This is a genomic window from Streptomyces sp. GQFP, assembly GCF_021545335.1.
Taxonomy (GTDB): Bacteria; Actinomycetota; Actinomycetes; order Streptomycetales; family Streptomycetaceae; genus Streptomyces.
Genome location: NZ_CP089312.1, coordinates 530101 through 549647 on the forward strand (window position 1 = coordinate 530101; position 19547 = coordinate 549647).

Annotated in this window: 18 protein-coding genes; 9 read left to right on the plus strand and 9 right to left on the minus strand. The window is 70.2% G+C overall.

Going from position 1 to position 19547, the window contains the following annotated elements; all coding sequences use genetic code 11:
- Positions 1–64 precede the first annotated feature (64 nt).
- Positions 65–1498, minus strand: a complete 1434-nt coding sequence (locus LUX31_RS02490; RefSeq protein ID WP_235472863.1) for a PepSY-associated TM helix domain-containing protein — start codon at positions 1496–1498, stop codon at positions 65–67.
- 173 nt (positions 1499–1671) lie between these two features.
- On the opposite strand from LUX31_RS02490, the gene LUX31_RS02495 reads away from it, so the two are divergent.
- Positions 1672–2313, plus strand: coding sequence for a peptide deformylase (locus LUX31_RS02495; RefSeq protein WP_235472864.1), 642 nt, complete (start codon positions 1672–1674; stop codon positions 2311–2313).
- Positions 2314–2339: 26 nt separating this feature from the next.
- Here the strand turns inward: LUX31_RS02495 and LUX31_RS02500 are convergent, their stop codons facing one another.
- Positions 2340–3776, minus strand: coding sequence for a dihydrolipoyl dehydrogenase family protein (locus LUX31_RS02500; RefSeq protein WP_235472865.1), 1437 nt, complete (start codon positions 3774–3776; stop codon positions 2340–2342).
- Between the two features lie 129 nt (positions 3777–3905).
- Between LUX31_RS02500 and trxA the strand changes: the two genes are divergently transcribed.
- Positions 3906–4274, plus strand: coding sequence for a thioredoxin (gene trxA / locus LUX31_RS02505; RefSeq protein ID WP_235472866.1), 369 nt, complete (start codon positions 3906–3908; stop codon positions 4272–4274).
- Between the two features lie 97 nt (positions 4275–4371).
- Here trxA and LUX31_RS02510 read toward each other — a convergent pair whose 3' ends face one another.
- The 3 genes from LUX31_RS02510 to LUX31_RS02520 form a co-directional block, all read right to left on the minus strand.
- Positions 4372–5817, minus strand: a complete 1446-nt coding sequence (locus LUX31_RS02510) for an aldehyde dehydrogenase family protein (RefSeq protein ID WP_235472867.1) — start codon at positions 5815–5817, stop codon at positions 4372–4374.
- Between the two features lie 558 nt (positions 5818–6375).
- On the minus strand, positions 6376–7410 hold the full coding sequence (locus tag LUX31_RS02515; RefSeq protein WP_443045921.1) for a LacI family DNA-binding transcriptional regulator: 1035 nt from the start codon (positions 7408–7410) through the stop codon (positions 6376–6378).
- Positions 7411–7720: 310 nt separating this feature from the next.
- A complete protein-coding gene (locus LUX31_RS02520; RefSeq protein WP_235472869.1) occupies positions 7721–8395 on the minus strand; it encodes a TetR/AcrR family transcriptional regulator in 675 nt (224 codons plus the stop codon).
- Between the two features lie 129 nt (positions 8396–8524).
- Here LUX31_RS02520 and LUX31_RS02525 point away from each other — a divergent pair, with 129 nt between their 5' ends.
- Positions 8525–9085, plus strand: a complete 561-nt coding sequence (locus LUX31_RS02525) for an NAD(P)H-dependent oxidoreductase (RefSeq protein WP_235472870.1) — start codon at positions 8525–8527, stop codon at positions 9083–9085.
- A gap of 145 nt (positions 9086–9230) precedes the next feature.
- Here LUX31_RS02525 and LUX31_RS02530 read toward each other — a convergent pair whose 3' ends face one another.
- Both LUX31_RS02530 and LUX31_RS02535 read right to left on the minus strand, forming a co-directional pair.
- Complete coding sequence (locus LUX31_RS02530) at positions 9231–10112, minus strand: LLM class F420-dependent oxidoreductase (protein ID WP_235472871.1); 882 nt, start codon at positions 10110–10112, stop codon at positions 9231–9233.
- Positions 10113–10190: 78 nt separating this feature from the next.
- Positions 10191–11180, minus strand: a complete 990-nt coding sequence (locus tag LUX31_RS02535) for a TerC family protein (RefSeq protein WP_235472872.1) — start codon at positions 11178–11180, stop codon at positions 10191–10193.
- A gap of 281 nt (positions 11181–11461) precedes the next feature.
- Here LUX31_RS02535 and LUX31_RS02540 point away from each other — a divergent pair, with 281 nt between their 5' ends.
- The 4 genes from LUX31_RS02540 (at position 11462) to LUX31_RS02550 (ending at position 14122) form a co-directional block, all read left to right on the plus strand.
- A complete protein-coding gene (locus tag LUX31_RS02540) occupies positions 11462–12436 on the plus strand; it encodes an alpha/beta hydrolase (protein ID WP_235472873.1) in 975 nt (324 codons plus the stop codon).
- A gap of 405 nt (positions 12437–12841) precedes the next feature.
- Complete coding sequence (locus tag LUX31_RS02545; RefSeq protein WP_235472874.1) at positions 12842–13234, plus strand: DUF4158 domain-containing protein; 393 nt, start codon at positions 12842–12844, stop codon at positions 13232–13234.
- On the plus strand, positions 13231–13356 hold the full coding sequence (locus LUX31_RS37415; protein ID WP_268828106.1) for a hypothetical protein: 126 nt from the start codon (positions 13231–13233) through the stop codon (positions 13354–13356). The genes LUX31_RS02545 and LUX31_RS37415 overlap by 4 nt, the downstream gene beginning before the upstream one ends.
- 79 nt (positions 13357–13435) lie before the next feature.
- Complete coding sequence (locus LUX31_RS02550) at positions 13436–14122, plus strand: class I SAM-dependent methyltransferase (protein WP_235472875.1); 687 nt, start codon at positions 13436–13438, stop codon at positions 14120–14122.
- 25 nt (positions 14123–14147) lie between these two features.
- Here the strand turns inward: LUX31_RS02550 and LUX31_RS02555 are convergent, their stop codons facing one another.
- On the minus strand, positions 14148–15371 hold the full coding sequence (locus LUX31_RS02555) for an MFS transporter (RefSeq protein ID WP_235472876.1): 1224 nt from the start codon (positions 15369–15371) through the stop codon (positions 14148–14150).
- A 174-nt stretch (positions 15372–15545) separates the two neighbouring features.
- Here LUX31_RS02555 and LUX31_RS02560 point away from each other — a divergent pair, with 174 nt between their 5' ends.
- Both LUX31_RS02560 and LUX31_RS02565 read left to right on the plus strand, forming a co-directional pair.
- Positions 15546–16577 (plus strand): ArsR/SmtB family transcription factor, encoded by a 1032-nt coding sequence (locus tag LUX31_RS02560; RefSeq protein WP_235472877.1) that lies wholly within the window; start codon positions 15546–15548, stop codon positions 16575–16577.
- Positions 16578–16980: 403 nt separating this feature from the next.
- Positions 16981–18036 carry a helix-turn-helix domain-containing protein gene (locus tag LUX31_RS02565; protein WP_235472878.1) on the plus strand — a complete coding sequence of 352 codons (1056 nt, stop codon included), beginning with the start codon at positions 16981–16983 and terminating at the stop codon, positions 18034–18036.
- A 21-nt stretch (positions 18037–18057) separates the two neighbouring features.
- Here LUX31_RS02565 and LUX31_RS02570 read toward each other — a convergent pair whose 3' ends face one another.
- Positions 18058–19446 carry a glycoside hydrolase family 43 protein gene (locus LUX31_RS02570; RefSeq protein WP_235472879.1) on the minus strand — a complete coding sequence of 463 codons (1389 nt, stop codon included), beginning with the start codon at positions 19444–19446 and terminating at the stop codon, positions 18058–18060.
- Positions 19447–19547: the final 101 nt, after the last annotated feature.

Below are 19547 nucleotides of genomic sequence, written 5' to 3' on the forward strand. Positions count from 1 at the left end.
GTACGACGGGCACGACGGCCCGGCTCCCCGCCTACAGGGGAGCCGGGCCGTTTCGTACGACTCCCTACTGCGCGCCTGCCCGTTCCTTGTACGTCCGGTTGCCGCGCCGGTGATCGATCTCACCCAGGATCACGTCGACGGCGATGAAGGCGGCGAGCGGAATGCCGAGCAGCGGAACGAAGTAGCCCACGACGGCCACGACCGCCATCAGCGGTACGAGGAGCAGCGGGGGCACCTGCTGCCAGGCGCCGCGCGGGATCGGGCGGCCGAAGGCGGAGGCCCGGCCGCGCAACCACCACATGCGGTAGCCCCACAGGATGAGCAGGACCAGGGAGGCCGCCAGGGCCATCAGGACGAGCTGGTTGACGATCCCGAAGAGGACGCCGGTGTGCGCGTCGATGCCCCAGCGGGTCAGCTTCGCGAGCACCGGGTAGTCCGCGAACCGGACGGTGTCGAGGACCTCGCCGCTCGTCGGGTCCACAGCGACCGCGTCCTGCTTGGTGGGCCAGCTGCGCTGAACCTGCTTGACGACGTACGCGGAGGTCTCGTCGGCGGGCGGGACGATCTCGACGGGGTCGCTCAGGCCCTCGGCGCGGGCGGCGGCGAGGACCTTGTCGAGGCCGACGCCGTGCTCGGTGGTGCTCCCGGAACCGGCGGCCGCGTCGTGCCCCGTGTGCTCGCCGCCCCCTGCGGAGGAGACCGACGGGGTGGACTGGCCGAGGGAGGTGCGCAGGACGTCGATGTTGGCGCCCGCGTAGGCAGACCAGGTCAGGCCGGTCGCGGAGAGGAAGATGAAGCCGACCGAGGCCCAGACGCCGACGGTGCCGTGCAGACCGAGGGTGCGGCGCCGCCCGCTGGTGCCGCGTATCTTGCGCTGCGCACGGCGCCGGGCGAACCACAGCACCAGACCGCCGCCCGCGATCACCCACAGCCAGCTCGCGGCGAGTTCGCTGTAGAGACGGCCGTTCTCGCCGAGGTGCAGATCGCGGTGGAACTCGTCGATCCAGGTCCGCACCGGCAGCGCGCCCGTCGAGCCGTACTGTTCGAGCGCGCCCTCGACCTTCGCGGTGTACGGGTCGACGAACACGGCGAGCGTGTGGGTCTCCCCGACACCGGGCACGCCGGACAGCATCACCCGTGTTGTCTCTTCGTCCTCGGGCGAGGGGCGTACGGCCGTGACGGTGCCCTCGGGGTGGGCCTCGCGGGCGGCGGCCACCTGCTCGGAGATCGGCAGCTTGGTGTCCCCGACGGAGACGGTCATCTCATCGGCGTAGATGATCTTCTCGGCCTGGAACGAGGCCGCGTACAGAAAGCCGGTCAGAGCGGCGACCAGCAGGAACGGGGCGACGAGCACGCCCGCGTAGAAGTGCAGCCGCAGCACGAGCGGGCGGAGCGTGGCGGCTGCGGACGGTTTCGCCGGGGCGGAGGGTTTCGACCCGTCCGGCGAATCCGGGGAGTCCGGGGATTCGTCCGTCGTGGTCGTGGGAGCGGTGGACATCGGCGGGGTCTCCGGAGGGCTGGGGACGGTGAGCGGGGGGCGGCCGTGCGGGCGTACAGCTGTGGGGGCGATCCAGTAGTCGGATGGACGGGCCGTCGAGTTCCCGGCCTCTCAAGTGGCGTACGTCACACCAGGGAACGTCGGTTGTCAGAGGTGCGTGGCATCCTGACGCCATGGCAACTCCCCATGACCCGAGCGCCCTTGCCGACCATGTCGAACGACTCCTGGCCGTCGGCGGCCCGTTGCCGATCGTCGCCGCCGGAGACCCGGTACTGCGGCGCGCCTCCGTGCCCTTCGACGGACAGCTCGGTCCGGAGCTGCTGACCCGCTTCGTCGAGGCGCTGCGCGAGACCATGCGCGATGCCCCGGGCGTCGGTCTGGCGGCCCCTCAGGTCGGGGTGGGGCTGCGGATCGCGGTCATCGAGGACCCGGCTCCGGTGCCGGAGGAGGTGCGGGTGGTGCGTGGGCGGGTGCCGCTGCCGTTCCGGGTGATCGTGAATCCGGCGTACGAGGCGGTCGGCACCGAGCGGGCCGCGTTCTTCGAGGGCTGTCTGAGCGTGCCGGGCTGGCAGGCGGTGGTGTCCCGGCCCACGGCGGTACGGCTCACGGGCCAGGACGAGTACGGACGTCCGGTGGACGAGGTGTTCACGGGGTGGCCGGCCCGGATCGTCCAGCACGAGACCGACCATCTGGACGGCACGCTCTATCTGGACCGTGCCGAACTGCGCTCGCTGTCCTCCAGCGCGGCCGTGGTGGAGCGGTGGGGTCAGCCGACCCCGGCGGAGGCGGCCGATGAGCTGGGCTTCACCCTCTGACCGCCTCGCCTCCCGCGCTCTCGTCCCTACTTCCCGTCGCGGAACGCCTCCAGCAGCCGCAGCCAGACCTCACTGATCGTCGGATACGACGGCACCGCGTGCCACAGCCGGCTCAGCGGCACCTCGCCGGCGACGGCGACGGTCGCCGAGTGGATCAGCTCGCCGACGCCGGGGCCGACGAAGGTCACGCCGAGCAGGGTCTCGCTGTCCAGGTCGACGACCATGCGGGCGCGTCCCCGGTAGCCGTCGGCGTACAGGCCCGCGCCCGCGACCGAGGAGAACTCCACGTCGACCGCACGCACCCGGCGGCCCGCCTGCTCGGCCTCGGCCAGGGAGAGGCCGACCGCCGAAGCCTCCGGGTCGGTGAAGACGACCTGCGGGACCGCGCCGTGGTCGGCGGTGGCCGCGTGGGCGCCCCAGCGGTCGGTCTCCAGAAGCGGTACGCCGGCCGCGCGGGCGGCGATGGCGGCGCCCGCGATCCGGGCCTGGTACTTGCCCTGGTGGGTGAGGAGGGCACGGTGGTTGACGTCGCCGACCCCGTACAGCCACTCGCTGCCGGTGACCCGGAGGCTGTCGTCGACGGGCAGCCAGGAGCCCGGTTCCAGGCCGATCGTGTCGAGGCCGATGTCGTCGGTGCGCGGGGCGCGGCCGACGCCGAAGAGGATCTCGTCGGCCTCGATCCGGTCGCCGGTGTCCGTGACCGCCACGACGGTGCCGTTCTCCCTGGTCACCGACCGGACCGAGGTCCCCGTACGGACGTCGGTGCCCGCCTCCGCGAGCGCCTCGGCGACCAGCTCACCGGCGAAGGGCTCCATGCGGGGCAGCAGGCCCTTGCCCCGGACCAGCAGGGTGACTTGCGAGCCGAGTGCCTGCCAGGCGGTGGCCATCTCGACGGCGACGACACCGCCGCCGACCACGATGAGCCGGCCCGGCACCGACTTGGCGCTGGTCGCCTCCCGGCTCGTCCAGGGCCCGACCTCGGCGAGGCCCGGCAGGTCGGGCAGCTGGGCGCGGGTGCCCGTGCACACGGCGACCGCGTGCCGGGCGGTGAGCACGTGTGTGGTGCCGTCCTCGCCGGTCACCGTCACCGTGCGGGGCCCGGCGAGGCGCCCCTGGCCCCGGTAGAGGTCGGCGCCGATGGAGTCGAGCCAGCCGATCTGGCCGTCGTCCTGCCAGTTCGAGGTCTCGTAGTCGCGGTGGGCGAGAACCGCTTCGGCGTCCAGGGAGCCCTGCACGAGCTGGCTGAGCCCGGGCACGCGGCGGGCGTCGGCGCGGGCGATGACCGGGCGCAGCAGGGCCTTGCTGGGCATACAGGCCCAGTAGGAGCACTCGCCGCCGACCAGTTCGCTCTCCACGATCGCGGTGGAGAGGCCGGCCGCGCGGGTGCGGTCGGCCACGTTCTCCCCCACGGGTCCGGCACCCAGCACCACGACGTCGTACACGTTGGATTCCGTTTCCGTCATAGGGCCAGTCTGGTGGGTGGTGTGGCCCGTGGCCACACGGGTACGCGCGCGGAATACGCCGTCGCCGGGACGTGTTGTGCGAGCGCGACTCACCGGTAACGACCCGACAGCAGGAAGAGGAATCAGGTCATGAGCAGCACCGTGGAGCTGACCAAGGAGAACTTCGACCAGACGGTCACGGAGAACGAGTTCGTGCTGATCGACTTCTGGGCATCGTGGTGCGGACCGTGCCGTCAGTTCGCCCCGGTGTACGAGAAGGCCGCCGACGAGAACCCCGATCTGGTTTTCGGCAAGGTGGACACGGAGGCGCAGCCGGAGCTGGCGCAGGCCTTCGGTATCCAGTCCATCCCGACCCTGATGATCGTCCGCGACCAGGTCGCCGTCTTCGCCCAGCCGGGCGCCCTCCCCGAGGCCGCCCTGACAGACGTCATCGGCCAGGCCCGCAAGCTGGACATGGACGAGGTCCGCACGTCGGTGGCGGCCCAGCAGGCGGAGTAGCCCGCGCCCCAAGGGGGGCCGCAGGCCCCCGAAGGGGCGCGGGGAACTGCGCGACCAGCCCCCACCGGGCCCGCGGCCGACAACGCACCGGATCCTTCTAGAAGGGGTACGGCGCGACATCCCCCCGCACGGTGGTCCACCGCACGTCGGTGAACGCCTCCAGGTTCGACTCCCCACCGAACCGCGCACCAGTCCCGGAGGCCGCAACCCCACCGAACGGCGCCACGGCCTCGTCGTTGACCGTCTGGTCATTGATGTGAACGATCCCGGTCGGAATGCGCTCGGCGAGGTCGAGCCCGCGCGCGGTGTCCCGGGTGACGATCCCGAGCGACAACCCGTACTCGCCGGCGGCGGCGAACGCGGCGGCCTCGTCGGCGGTGGCGAACGAACGTACGGGCGCAACCGGCCCGAAGACCTCCTCCGCATACGCGGGGGTCCGCTCGTCGACGTCGGCGAGAACCGTCGGCCGGTAGAAGAGATCCTCGTGCGTGCCGCCGGCCGCAAGCCTCGCGCCACTCGCCGTGCTGGACTCCACCAGACCGTGGACCTTGGCGAGCTGCGCGCCGTCGATGATCGGGCCGAGGTGGACCTGGGCGCGGTGCGGATCGCCGACGGCGAGGGAGTCGGCCTTGGCGGCGAGCCGCTCGACGTACTCCCCGTACAGCGAGTGGTGGACCAGGTGGCGGCCGGTCGTCATGCAGATCTGGCCCTGGTGGAAGAAGGAGCCCCACGCGGCGGTGGAGATCACCGCGTCGAGGTCGGCGTCCTCCAGCACGATCATGGCGGAGTTGCCGCCGAGTTCGAGATGGGCCCGCTTGAGGTGACGGCCGGCCGCCTCGCCGACGGCGCGGCCCGCAGCCGTGGAGCCGGTGAAGGAGATGACGGGGACGAGCGGGTCGGCGACCAGGGCCTGGCCCGCGTCGGGGCCGCCTGGCAGCACGTGCAGCAGGTCCTCGGGCAGGCCCGCCTCGGCGAAGATCGCGGCCAGGGACAGCCCGCCGCAGACCGCCGTACGCGGGTCCGGCTTCAGGACGACCGCGTTGCCGAGCGCGAGCGCCGGGGCGACGGAGCGGATGGAGAGGATCAGCGGGGCGTTGAACGGCGAGATCACGCCGACCACCCCGACGGGCACTCGCCGGGTGTACGACAGCCGGGGCGCCTCGGAGGGCAGCACCTGTCCGGCGGGGCGGGAGGCGAGGGCGGCGGCCTCGTAGCACTCCTGCGCGGCGACGTGCAGCTCGAACTCGGCCTTGCCGGGAATCGAGCCGGACTCACGGACGATCCAGTCGCGCAGTTCCTCGGCGTGCGCGGCGAAGAGGTCCCCGGCCTTGCGGAGCACCCCGGCACGGACGAAGTGCGGGGTGCGTGCCCATGCCGCCTGGGCGGTACGGGCGGCCTGCGCGGCCGGTCCGACGTCCTCACCGGTGGCGAGTACGACCGTGCCGAGCGCCTCGCCGGTGGCGGGCTCGGTGACGGTGTACTCGGGGCCCGAAAGGGGACGGGCGGCGTGGGACTGCCAGGTCTTGGGGTCGAGCAACGGCATTGCGGCTCTCCGATCAGTCACCGGCGGGACGCGCGGAGCGAACGCGGGTCCCGTGTGGTTCGCGGCCGTTCGTCGGCCGCGGAGCGGGATGCGGTGACCCGGCGCACGGCAGAGCAGCACGCGGTGTCCGGTGTTCGACGGCATCCCCATCTGGTTGAGCGTGCAACATCCTATGGCCTGTCAGCCGGATCGGGCCGACGGAAGGCACCAGCACCGGCACGACAGTCACGGCGCAGGCAAACAGCCGATCACCGAGACGCGCCCCACAGGGGCGCGGGGCTGTATACCATCAGCGGCTCCGCCGCGGGGCGCGACCAGCCCCCACCGGCCCGCAGCGAACCCCCAACCTCACACACCCAACCCCACAGCCCCACGCAGCAGCTCACCTGAAGTCGCGATGGACAAGCATCACACCGAGGGGGCAACACTCAGACGCGCCCCAAAAGGGGCGCGAGGCTGTATCCATCAGCGGCTCCGCCGCGGGGCGCGACCAGCCCCCACCGACCCGCAGAGAACCCCCAACCTCACGCACCCAACCGCACAGCCGAGCGCCGCGGTTCAGCTGGAGTCGCGGTGGACGAGTGTCACGCCGAGCACGTGGTGGGTCTCGGGGGCGGCGCCGGGGTTGCGCACCGCGCGGTCGACGAGTTCGGCGAGGTCCTTGCCCGCCGGGAGTTCGATGTGGACCGTACTCAGTCTGGGCCGCAGCAGCCGGCCGAGGACCAGGTCGTCGGCGCCGACCAGCGCCGTGTCGTCGGGGACGGTGACGCCCGCGTCCTGCAGGGCGCGCATCAGGAGCATCGCGTACTCGTCGTTGAACGCGAAGACGCCGTCGAGGCCGAGTTCGGGCCAGCGAGCGGCGAGGCGGGCCGCGGACTCCTCCTCGTAGGCGAGCGACAGGACGGTCACCGAGGCGTCCGTACCCTCCACCGCTCTGCGCACCCCGTCGAGACGGGGCTTGGAGAAGACCTTCATGCCCGGCTCCTCGGGCACGACGACACCGATCCGGCGGCGGCCACGGGCGTACAGGTGCGCGCCCGCGCTGCGGCCGACACCCTCATGGTCGATGAGCATGCTGTGCGCGCCCTCGATGCGCTCGGAACCGAGCGTGACGACGGCCCGCGCGCCGGAGCGCTTGAGGACGGCCACGCCCTGGGGTCCGAGCCCGCCGACGGGCACGAGGACGGCGGCGGGCCGCAGTTCGGCCCAGGCCCGGGCGGCATCGTCGCCGCGCAGACCGACGGAGGCGTACTGCACGACGGTGTAGTCGAGCCGGCTGAGCGCCCACTGGAGTTCGTTGATGAACTGGCTGTAGAGCGGGCCGATCGGCACGCTCGGGGCGGGCATCAGGACCATACGGCTGTGGCCGGCCCGCAGGCTGCGGGCCGCCGCGTGCGGAACGTACCCGAGCTCCTCCGCGGCCTCGTGGACGCGGCGGCGGGTGGGTTCGCTGATCCGGACGGCACTGGTGTTGTTGAGGACGTAGGAGACGGTTGCGCGCGAGACGCCGGCCAGGCGGGCCACATCCGCGCTCGTGGGCACGGAGCGTGGCTGGGACGTCGCCGGGGCGGCCGAATTCGGTATCTGCACCATGACGTACGGCATCTTTGCAGAAGCTCGGGGCAAGGGTCGGAGCGGGGGAACTTCGCAATCGATCCGCCAGCAAAGGCGGTTGACGAAAGCGCTTCAGTAAAGCGCTTTCCCGAAACGTTTCAGAAAGATCATTCAAAGATCGTTTCCGGATTGCCGAGGCCCGCTGGACTACGACTTCAGGGCCCGGTCCCGAACAGCCGCGCACCGAACGCGCTTTCCGGACAGCCCACCCCAAGTCCCGGACGGATTACGCTGGTTGATCACCCGTGCGGGCCGGAGCACGCGCCCGGCAATTGGCCGAAAATCGCGGTCAATACGAAGGCGTACCGCCGGCGACCCGGTCGACGAGGTCGATCCAGCCCGCCTCCAGCCGCGCCGTCGGCATCCCACACTGCCTGGTCAAGTGGTGGACAAGGGCCGGATCCAGATAGCCCATCAGCGTTTTCGCGAGAAGTTCGCAGTCGGCGTCCGGAATGGCCTGCCGCAGCAGCAGCGCGACGTGTCCGGACAGCACCATGCGGGGTGCGGAAGCGAAGCGGCGGCCCGGTTCGCCCTCGGCGGCCAGTTGCAGTTCCAGTTCGTCCACGGTCCGGCGCAACACCGCGACGCCGAAGGCGTGCAGCCGCTCCACCGGCGGCGCTCCCGGTCCGAGCGGTGGGGGGCCGGACAGGAAGGCGGCCTGGAGCTTCTTCTCGGAGTGGTCGAGCAGCGCCATCAGCAGACCGGTGCGGTCCCCGAAGCGCCGGAACACGGTCCCCTTGCCCACCTGCGCCGCGGCGGCCACCGCCTCCATGGTGACGCATCCCACACCGCACTGCTCCACCAGCTGCGCGGCGGCCTCCAGCAGCCGGGCGCGGTTGCGTGCGGCATCGGCACGCAGGCACGGCTCGTCGGCCTCGGGGCCGATACCGGCGCCCAGTTCGAGCAAACGGGGTTCGTCGGCCCACCCCAGGGGCTTCGGGAAGGGCGGCAGGGACTCGGACATGGGGCCAGCGTAACGCCCAGGAATGAAACTGGACCCTGGTCCGTTTAGATGCTACAACTTTAAACGGACCTCGGTCCGGATCGTAACGACAATGTTTCAGCCCTCTGTACAGCCCCTGTGGAGTCCCCCATGTCTGTTCGCATCCTTGCTCTCGTCGGCAGCCTTCGTGCCGGTTCCCACAACCGTCAGCTCGCCGAGGCCGCCGTCAAGCACGCCCCCGAGGGCGCCGATGTCGTCCTGTACGAAGGCCTCTCCGACATCCCGTTCTACAACGAGGACATCGACGTCGAGGGCAACGTCCCGGCCGCCGCCGCCGCGCTGCGCGAGGCCGCCGGCACGGCGGACGCCTTCCTGCTCTTCTCCCCCGAGTACAACGGCACGATCCCGGCCGTCCTGAAGAACGCCATCGACTGGCTGTCCCGCCCGTACGGCGCCGGCGCCCTCACCGGCAAGCCGCTCGCCGTGGTCGGCACCGCCTACGGCCAGTTCGGCGGCGTCTGGGCGCAGGACGAGGCCCGCAAGGCCGCGGGCATCGCCGGTGCCAAGGTGCTGGAGGACGTCAAGCTGTCCATCTCCGAGTCCGTGGTCCGCTTCGCCGAGACCCACCCCGCCGACGATGCCGAGGTCGCCGCGCAGCTGACCGAGGTCATCGGCCTGATCCACGGCGAGGCGACGCCCGCCGCCGCCTGATCGACGTACGCCTGACGACGTACACAGGAGAAAGGGCCGGAGCCCCGCGCGGGGCTCCGGCCCTTTCTCCTGTCTCCTCCGGGCCCTCTTTCCTGCCTGCTTCGAGCCCTCTTTCCTGTCCCCCTGGCCCCCTGGCGCCCCGGTCTCAGCCCAGTTCGGCCGCGCGGCGCGCCGCCGGGGCCACGAACTGCTCGATCCACGCGGCCGGTTCGCCCGTGTGCGGTCCCAGCATCACCGTCTCGATGCCGAACTTGGCGTAGCCCTCGATGTCCCGGACGAAGGCGTCGACGTCGTTCTCGGCCAGCGCGTCGCCCATGTAGAGCAGCGTCCTGGTGATGTCGTCGTACGGGCGTCCGACGCTGTCGCAGTGGCCGCGCAGGACGTCGAGCTTGTGCCCGACCTCCTCCGGGCTGGTGGCGAACAGGTTGCAGGCGTCCGCGTACTGGGCGACCAGGCGCAGGGTCTTCCGCTCCCCGCCGCCGCCGATCATGATCTCCGGGTGCGGTGAGCTGACGGGCGCCGGGACGCAGAGGGTCTCGGCGAGCCGGTAGTGGGTGCCCTCGAAGGGCCCGTTGGCGTCCTGGTCCCACATCTGGAGGCAGATCCGCAGGGTCTCCTCCAGCCGCTCGAACCGCTCGGCGGTTGCCGGGTACGGCACCCCGAGCCCCTCGTGCTCACGGTCGTACCAGGCCGCCCCGATGCCCAGGGTCGCTCGGCCGCCGGACAGGACGTCGAGAGTGGTCGCGATCTTGGCGAGCAGTCCGGGATGGCGGTACGTCACCCCGGTCACCAGCGCGCCGAGGCGGACCGTGGAGGTGTGGGCGGCGAGGAAGCCGAGGGTCGTGTAGGCCTCCAGCATGGGGTCCTCGGCGCCGCCGTTGAACTCCATCTGGAAGTAGTGGTCCATGACCGTGAGCCGGTGGACGCCTGCCGCCTCGGCCGCGGCACCGGCCGCCGCCAGCTCGGGGCCTAGCGCGGCTGCACCCGAGGAGTGGTTGAACTTGTTGATGTGCACGCCGAGCCGCATGTCCGTCTCCGTTCGCCTGCATCCAGCGGTAATTCGGTGGTTCCCCGAGCGACGCTAGTTCTTGGAGCGCACACGAAGTCAAGCCCCGGCGTTGGCCTCGGCCTCGGCCTCCGCCTCCTCCTGCTTCTTCGAGGCCCGCAGACTCGTCACGGTCGTGACGGCCAGGACGAGGACGATGAAGCCGAGCGAGAAGGGGATGGAGATCTCCGGGACGTGGACGCCGGACTCGTGCAGCGCGTGCAGCACCAGTTTGACGCCGATGAAGCCGAGAATGATCGACAGGCCGTAGCTCAGGTGCACCAGCTTCTTCAGCAGACCGCCGATGACGAAGTACAGCTGGCGCAGGCCCATCAGGGCGAAGGCGTTGGCGGTGAAGACGATGTACGGGTCCTGGGTCAGCCCGTAGATGGCGGGGATCGAGTCGAGTGCGAACAGCACGTCCGTGGACCCGATCGCGAGCATGACCACCATCATCGGCGTCATGATCCGCTTGCCGTTCTCGACGATGAACAGCTTGGTGCCGTGGTACCGGTCGGCGACGCCGAACTTCTCCTCCGCCATCTTGAGCAGCTTGTTCTCTTCGTACTCTTCGGCTCCCTCCTCGTGCGAACCCTTCTTGGCGTCCTGGACGAGCTTCCAGGCGGTCCAGATGAGGAAGGCGCCGAAGATGTAGAACACCCACGAGAACGTGGAGATGATCGCCGCGCCGGCCGCGATGAACCCGGCCCGCAGTACGAGGGCGACGAGGACGCCGACCATCAGCACCCGCTGCTGGTACTGCGAGGGCACCGCGAACTTGCCCATGATCAGGACGAAGACGAAGAGGTTGTCGACGCTCAGCGACTTCTCGGTGATGTACCCGGCGAAGAACTCGCCGGTGGGCTTGGCCCCGCCGTAGATCAGCAGCCCGAGCCCGAACAGACAGGCGAGGACCACCCACACCACGGTCCAGGTACCGGCCTCCTTCAGGGACACGTCGTGGGGCTTGCGGCCGATGAAGAAGTCGACGGCGACGAGGACGCAGAGGGCGACGACCGTCAGCGCCCAGACGGCGAAAGAGACGTTCACAGGTACTCCAAAGAAAAAATGGGGCAATGGCAGCGTTGTCATCGCCAGAGATCACTTCCACCCCGAAGCGGTGAACAACGGCCCATTGCCTGGCAAAATCCCAGGTCATCAGCGTGTGTAGGGTTCCGGCCGAGGCTGGGCCGCCCGGACTACCCGCCGAATGGCGGGCAAGTCCCGCCGGACGGCGGCGCTCCGGAACGCGGCGGACGCGCGGATCATCCTCGTACGAGCCGCAGCACGCAGCACGCAGCACGCAGCACGCAGCATGAGGAGCAGAGGCAATGACGCTTACGCCGCCCCCGTTCGACCCCGAACTCGACGCCGTCCTGGAGATACTCAAGGACGCGGTGCCGCCCCAGCTGACCATGGACGAGATCGAGGCCACCCGCAACGGGCCCGGTCTCGCGATGCTGGCGGACCTGGACCTGACGCTGGGCGGGGCCTTCGAGGTCGAGGACCGGGTCGTGCCGGGCCCCGAGAACGCGCCCGACATCTCGCTGCTGATCTGTCGCCCGACCGCTCCGGCGACAGAGAATCCACTCCCCGTGATCTACCACGTCCACGGCGGCGGCATGGTCATCGGCAACAACCGCGTCGGCGTGGACGCCGCGCTGCGGTGGGCCAAGGAACTGGACGCGGTGGTGGTGTCGGTGGAGTACCGCCTGGCGCCGGAGCATCCGCACCCGGCACCGATCGACGACGTCTACGCCGGGTTGCTGTGGACCGCCGATCACGCTGCGGAGATCGGTGCCGACGCCGAGCGGATCGTGATCGCGGGGGCCAGCGCGGGCGGTGGCCTGTCGGCCGCGCTGGCGCTGCTCCTCAGGGACCGCAAGGGTCCGCGACCTCTCGGGCAGCTGCTGATGTGCCCGATGCTCGACGACCGCAACGAGACTGTTTCCTCGCACCAGATGGCGGGCCTCGGCGTGTGGGACCGCACGGCCAACGAAACGGGCTGGACGGCGCTGCTTGGCGCGGACCGCGGCGGCCCGGACGTCTCCCCGTACGCCGCCCCGGCCCGCGCGGAGGACCTGTCCGGCCTGCCCCCGGCCTTCCTCGACGTCGGCTCCGCCGAAACATTCCGCGACGAGGTGGTGTCCTACGCCACCCGCCTGTGGCAGGCAGGCGGCTCCGCCGAGTTGCACGTCTGGCCGGGCGGCTTCCACGGCTTCGACGGCTTCGCCCCCCAGGCAACCCTCTCCCAGGCCTGCCAGACGGCCCAGGTGACGTGGCTGCGGAGGCTACTCGCCGAGTAAGCGCAGTACAGGGGGTGTGGGGGCGGTTGTTCGCTGCGGGCCCGGTGGGGGCTGGTCGCGCAGTTCCCCGCGCCCCTTTGGGTGGGGCTGCGCCCCCCAAAAAAAGGGCCCCTACCGCGCCCCCAGGGACGCGGGCTATGGGGGCGCGGGGAACTGCGCGACCAGCCCCCACCGAACCCGCACCAGACCGCCGAGCCAGCAGCCCCTGTGGCCGGGGAACCGGGGGGCGCAGCCCCCGAAGGGTAGGTGGAGGAGATACGCGTAATAGCCGCCACTTCACAGCAGAGCGTGACGATCAAATACGGTGAGTGTGGGTACGCTCGGTAATCTGGCCCTGGCCCCACTCCCGGGATCGTCGCTGTTTATGGTGTCGGCTGTCAGTCGGTCGGGCGTGGGGCGGTTGGTGTGGCGTCGCTGGAGCGGACGGCGTATCCGAGGTTCAAGAGGCTGATCTCGGAACGGGAGTTGCGGGAGTTCTTCACGCCGTCGGCGGAGGATGTGGCGTGGGCGCGCGAGCATACGCATGACCGCCCGGGCCGGGTCCTGGCGCTGCTGGTGATACTGAAGTCCGCGGCACGGATGGGCCGTGTCCCCAGGCTCAGGGCGATACCCGAGGCGATCGTGGCTAACGTGCGCGATCAGGCAGGGCTCCATGCGGAGACGGTGCCGGAGGCGGACTCCGAGCGGAGCGAGGAGCGCTACCGGTCGGCCGTACGTGAACGCTTGGGGCTGAGGCATAGGCTGGGCGAGGCCCGGGGGGTCGCGGAGGCGGCGATGCGGGCGGCGGCGCCTCCGTGAAGGGGCATACCGCGGATCTGGTGAACGTGGCGCTGGAGGAGCTGGTCTGGCAGAAGGAGCGGCTGAAGCTGCCAGCGTTTTCCACCCTGGGCCGGATGGCCTCCGGCACACTCCGCAGCTGAGGCTCGCCGGAGAGCCGGTCCACTGGCGTCACGCCACCCTGCGCGGGCTCCCCACTCTGCCGGTGAGTGGGGGTGCCGCGTGAGCCCTCTCGGCACCGGTATCTCCTCCGACGGCGGCGCGGTGGCGCCGGACGGCAGCCCGGTCGGCCTGTACCGCTCGTTCCCTCCGGGCCGGGAACCGGCACTCATCCACGGAGCGGTCCCTCCAGGGTGTGCCGTACTCGAACTCGGCTGCGGTTCAAGCAGGATCACCCACGCACTCGTAGACCTTGGGCACCCCGTGGTCGCGGTTGACCAGAGCGCTAACATGCTTGCCTGCGTGCGGGGCGCCACACGGGTCCGCGCCGACATCGAGGAACCTGACCTGCCGCAAGAGTTCCCCGCCGTGGTTCTCGCCAGCTTCTTGATCAACACCATCGTCCCCGGCCAGCGGGAAGCCTTCCTGGCCGCCGGCAGACGGCACGTCGCGGACGACGGTGTCGTGCTCGTCCAGCGGACCTCTCCAGACTGGGCTGCGTCACTGCAGCCGGGCCAGGAGCACCGATCCGGAGAGTTCTTGATCACGATCACGGAGGCCCGGCTTGACGGCGGTGTCCTGCACGCAGCCCAGGAGTGTCGCCTCAAGGAAACGACGTGGACACACTCGTGGACCGATGTTGTCTACTCCGACGAAGACATGGAGAAACTGGCTACGTCCGCCGGGCTTTCCCTGGACCGGTGGCTTGACGAGGAACGGGAGTGGGCACTGCTTCGCCCGACCCAGTAGGGGATCACCCAAGTCCCCTGCTGGATCACGAAGGCGACCGCTCGGCGTTGGGTACGTCCACGCTACCCGCATTGAGCCGACCGGCGCGGCCACGCGGCGAGAGGCGCACGCTGCACACCACGACACTGGCCAGTCCCAGGACTCCGGCTACCGCGACGACGAGATGAGCGGGCAGGAACTCAGCCGCGGCACCGGCCGCGGCAAAACCGACGCCCTGACCGATCATGAGCCCTGCCGTGGTGATCGTGAGCGCCCTGCCCCGCAACTCCTCGGGGGTGGCATCGAGTACGCGCTGGTCCAGCCCCATCGCGTAGGTGAATCCGAATCCGCACGCCACCAACAAGAGTGTCGCCGGGACAAGCCCGGGGGCGAAAACGAAGAACAGTAAAGGTACGAACATCAAGCAGCCGAGCGGCAGCACCAGCCTGACCCGGGTACCGGGCCGAAGCAGCGTCCCCGCCAGGATCTCACCGATCACCGAGCCCGCCGGCGCGGCTCCCAGTAGCAAGCCAGTCGCCGTGGAGCTACCGCCCAACTGGTCGGCGTACGCGGCAGCCAGCGCCTCCGGCGCCACGACGAGCGTGGGCGGGAGCCACGTAAGCAGCAGCAACGGCCGCAGACTGGGAACAGCGAATACCTGTCGGACGCCGCTCAACGAGGAACGCGTCACCGACGAGCGGTCGTGTCCCTGACGAGCCGGCAGCCGCCGGGTACCGCACTGGAGAAGCAGCGCCGCAACCCCGAACCCCACCGACGCCAGCAGCAGTGCCTGCGTGGGCGTCAGAGCGATCAGCAGCACTCCTCCGGCCGCGAAGCCGATGATCTGAGTGCTCTGCGACACCAGCCGCAGCAAAGAACGGCCCAGGACGTACCCCGCTCCCGACAACAGATCCGGGAGGCTGGCTGCGCGAGCCCCCTGGAACACGGGGGCAACGGTTCCCAGGACCAGCAGAAGCAGGAGGAGAACCGGGATCGGGGCTGACGGGATGGCCATCAGGCCGACAAGCACGCAGCTGACGACCTGGCAGGCCACCAGCACGTCACGGGTGGGGTACCGATCGGCGAGGGCGGACAGGAACGTGGCGCCGAACAGATAAGGGGCGAAGCCCAGCGCGAAGGTCAGGGACGACAGCAGGGGAGACTTCGTCCGCTCATACACCACCACCGAGAGCGTGATCTGGGCGGTCGCATTGCCCAGCGTAGCGACGATCTGTGCAAGGAACATCACTCGGAACTCGGGAACAGCCAAAATGGCCTGGTAGGTGGGGGGCTCCGCGGTTCCCTGGGGGCCCGCGTCAGGGGAAGAGGAGGGAGAACTCTGCTGTGACATGGGCCGCAGCATCGCGGGCCGCAGTGCCATGGCTCAATCAATTCGGAAATACTCGAATCCGCCAGGTAACCAGGTTGGGGGGCAGGAGGACGTATGGCGGTGCAACTACTGGTGGAGACCGAGGACCTGCTCCGATGCCGCTTCGCGCTCTCGCCCCTCTGGGAGACCGTGGCTGCAGTCCGCACCCTGGCCGACCCACGACGTCAGGCGTACCACGTCCCCTGGGTACGGCAGGTGCGCCCACTCATCGACGATGCCGCGCTCGCTCCGCTGCTCACTCTGCTGCCGCGTACGGGCTACACCCCCGACTTCCTTACACCGCCGCCCTCCGGCCCCATGGCAACCTTCGACGACGAACTGGAGCAGGTGACCGCCACGCCCTTCGCCCAGGTAGAGGCGGAACTGCACCGATGCCTCCACGGGCCTGAGCGCGGTGCCCCACCGAACCAGGAACTCGCCGACCGCCTGCTCAGCGAGCCCGCACACACCGTAACCGAACTCAGCAAGCTGATCCGCCTGTGCTGGGACCGCCTCGTAGCCCCGCAGTGGGCACAGCTGCGAGACCTCCTGCACGCCGACATCGCGTTGCGCTCGCAGCAGGTCGCCGCAGGTGGGTTCCAGCACATGCTCAGGGAACTGCACTCTTCCGTGCAATGGCACGAGGATCACCGACTGGTGATCGCAACACCTCACCGCATCACACAGCGCCTCAACGGCCGCGGCCTCCTCCTCTTGCCGAGCGTATTCGTCTGGCCGGCCCTCACCGTAGTGGCCGAGCACCCATGGCAGCCCACAGTCATCTACCCCGCCCGCGGCATCGGCGACTTGTGGCGCTCCACCACGGACACACACAGCACGCACGCACTTGAGCGCCTCATCGGCCGCACCCGGGCTCGCATCCTCAGTGAACTCAACCAGCCCACGCCGACCAGTACCTTGGCCCGGGTCCACGGCATGAGCCCCTCGACCGTGTCCGGGCATATCGCCGCGTTGCGTCAAGCGGGTCTGGTGACGAGCTACCGCGTGGGACGCTTCACCTACCACGAGCGAACCACTCTCGGCATCGCTCTGTCCGGCACACCGGGGGGTGTCCCGGGGGAGCCGCGGAAGAAAGGCATGCGCTGACTCCTCGTCGCCTCACCGCCGCGCTGAACATCGACTGCACACTCTTCGCTCCCGAACTCCGGGGCATCGACGTCAACCACGTCCAGATGCACTCCACCGTGCAGATCCACTGAGCACGGTCCCCCAGCGGAGAGGACGTCCCATCCAGGCCGACTCCTGCCGGACGGGACGTCCATAAAGCGATGACTTGCCAGCAGGGCCGAGGAGACGTCGGAGCTATCGAAGGCAACTACTCGTAGTGACAGGCTTCGGGAGTCCGAGTCTCACTTTCGCGGCAAAACGCGCCCCCGGGGCGGTTGAAGGAGATACGCCCAAAGGGGCGCGGGGAACTGCGCGGCCAGCCCCCACCGGGCCCGCAGACAAGAAACCGCACAACCTGCGGAGCAACTGGCACCATGGGCCCATGAAAGAGCTGGCGGGGCGCCTCACCGCGCTGGACCCGGACGCCGGCGCCGCCGTCCGGGTCATCGCCTACTTCGACCGCCTCGCCGAGCACCGCGCCGGCCTGGAGGCGCTGGTGCGCGGCGCCGCCGTCCTGGCCGGCTGCCCGGCCCGCCTCGCCGACGCCAGCCGCCGCGTGCATCTGCGCGTCGAGACCGACGGCCGCCGCCGCGACACGGACCAGCCGCCCGACCCCGCCTGGCCGTCCGCCCCGCTGTCCCCGGACACCGCCCCGGCCCTGTGGCTGGAGCGAGCCGGAGCGCCCAGCGTCGTCGACGCGGTGATCCTGGAACGCGCGGCGGCAGCCATCCGTACCGTCCTCGACCGCACCCGCGGCCGCGCACCGGCGACCCGCGCCGACGACCCGGCGCTCGTCGAGACCCTCCTCGACGCCACCGCCCCCGAGCAGGTACGGCTGCACGCGGCCCGCGCGCTGGGCCTGGACCCGGCCGCCCCGGCACGCGCGGTCGCTCCGCTGAACGGCCCGCCCCGCATCCTGCCCGCTGCCGCACTCCGCAGGCCCGCCCCCGTCGAAGGCGGCCCGGACTCGCCGGATCACGTCGGATCCCCCGACCCCGCTCTCCCGCCCGGCCGGGTCGGTGTCGGCCCCGCCGTGCCGGTGCTCGACCTGCCGGGCTCCTGGACAGCCGCCCGCACCGCGCTCCGGTTCACGGCCGACGGCTCCCCGCACTCCCCCGGACCCCGCGTCGTGTACGCCGATGAGCTCGGCGGCATCGGGCTGCTCGCCGAGTTGGTCGTGCCGGGGGCCGATCCGCCGCCCGATGTGCAGTCACTGGAGGCGGCGGTCGCGGACGCGCCCTGGATGCTGGCGACGTTGCACGCCGTCGCCTCGACGGCGAGCCTGCGGGGAGCCGCCGTCGAGGTCAACGTCCACCACTCCACGCTCCAGGACCGGTTGGGCCACGCCGAAGCCCTGCTCGGGTGGCCCGTCCGTACCCCGCAGGGCAGACTCAGACTGCAACTGGCCCTGACCATGCGGCATTTGGGGCGCGCGTAACTCACGTGGGCGGCAAAGGAGTTACGCCCAGGCCGTCACCGGCGTGAAGGAGCTGTCCTGGCGGAAAGTGTCCGTACCGTCCGTCACGTCCACGCGCAGCTGGTAGTTGTAGTGGCGCAGGAAGTAGCCGGGGTAGTTGTACGACTCGAAGCGGATCGAGCCCGACGTCGTGCCCGTCCGGGCGATGAACGTGGCGTCCTTCGCGAAGGTCGCCGTGCCGTCGTTGGCGTCGAAGCGGGCGCGGTAGTTGTAGTGGCGGAGGTAGTTGCCCGAACTGTCTCTGAAGGAGTAGCCGTTGGCGTCTGCCAGGCCCGCCACCACCGTGAAGGTGGCCGCCGTCTTGACCGCGGTGGTGCTGGAGCTGCTCACCACGGGGAGGTTGAGCAGGGAGGACTCCACCGTCCAGTACCGCGTCGAGTAGTTGGCCGACTGGAAGGAGCGCGTGACGCCCTTCGACAGGGTCGGGCCGCCGCTGACCGTCTCCTTGACGACGGTGAAGTGGCGTGCCGTGCCGGACACCACGGGCAGTGCCTTGGGGGCGGTCCAGGTGGCGAACGTGTCGTAGCTGTCGCTGTAGTAGTAGGTCCCGTCGCCGTAGCCGTCGAAGAAGATCCGCCAGCCGCCGTTGTCGAGCTGGATCACGGACGGGCCCTCGCGATAGCTGCCCCAGCCGGCCCAGTTGCCGGTCTTCGAGATCGTGTAGGGCCCGGCGAGGCTGGTCGCGGTGGCGTACTCGATGTACTTCGTCGTCTCGTTCTTCGGGAAGGCGTGGTACGTCGAGCCGATCTTCACGATGTACGTGTCGATATGGTTCGAGCCGATGCCGGACAGGGCCACCGGTGAACTCCACGCGGTGAGCGCGGTGTTGGTCGCCTTGAGCAGATACGGGGTGAAGATCCACTCGTCGCTGGTGACCGAGCAGGACACGATGATGTTGACGCTGCCGTCGCTGTCGACGAACCACTCGGGCGCCCACGCGCGGGAGAGGTTGGTGATCGGGACCGTGTAGTCGTACAGGAAGGTCCAGTTGACGCGGTCCGTGCTGCGGGCGAAGCCGATGGTGGTGCTGGTGTCCTGCCAGGTGTGCGTGGTGTAGGTGACGTAGTAGTAGCCGTTGGTGTGCTTGAAGACGCTCGCGTCGCGGATGCGGTTGCTGGGCGGGGTGTAGGCCGAGGACTGCACGAGCCGGAAGTCGGTGGCGTCGTCGGACTGGTAGACGTTCACCGTGCCGTCGTTGCTGTTGAGGAACGGCACGATGGTGTAGCGCGTGGCGGAGCCGCTGGGCGGGGCCGCCGCGGCGGCGGTGCCGAGCAGTCCGGGGAATTCGCCCAGGACGAGCGCGGAAGCGGGCAGAGCGGCCAGCGCGCGCAGGAGGCTGCGGCGGGAGGGGGTGGGGCGGGGTCTGGTCACGAGCGGCTCCTTGACGATCCGACCGACGGCTCTTCACGTTCGACATTGCGAACGCGGTTCGGTAAATCGGTCAGACCGTAGGTCCGAGTCGTGCGCACGTC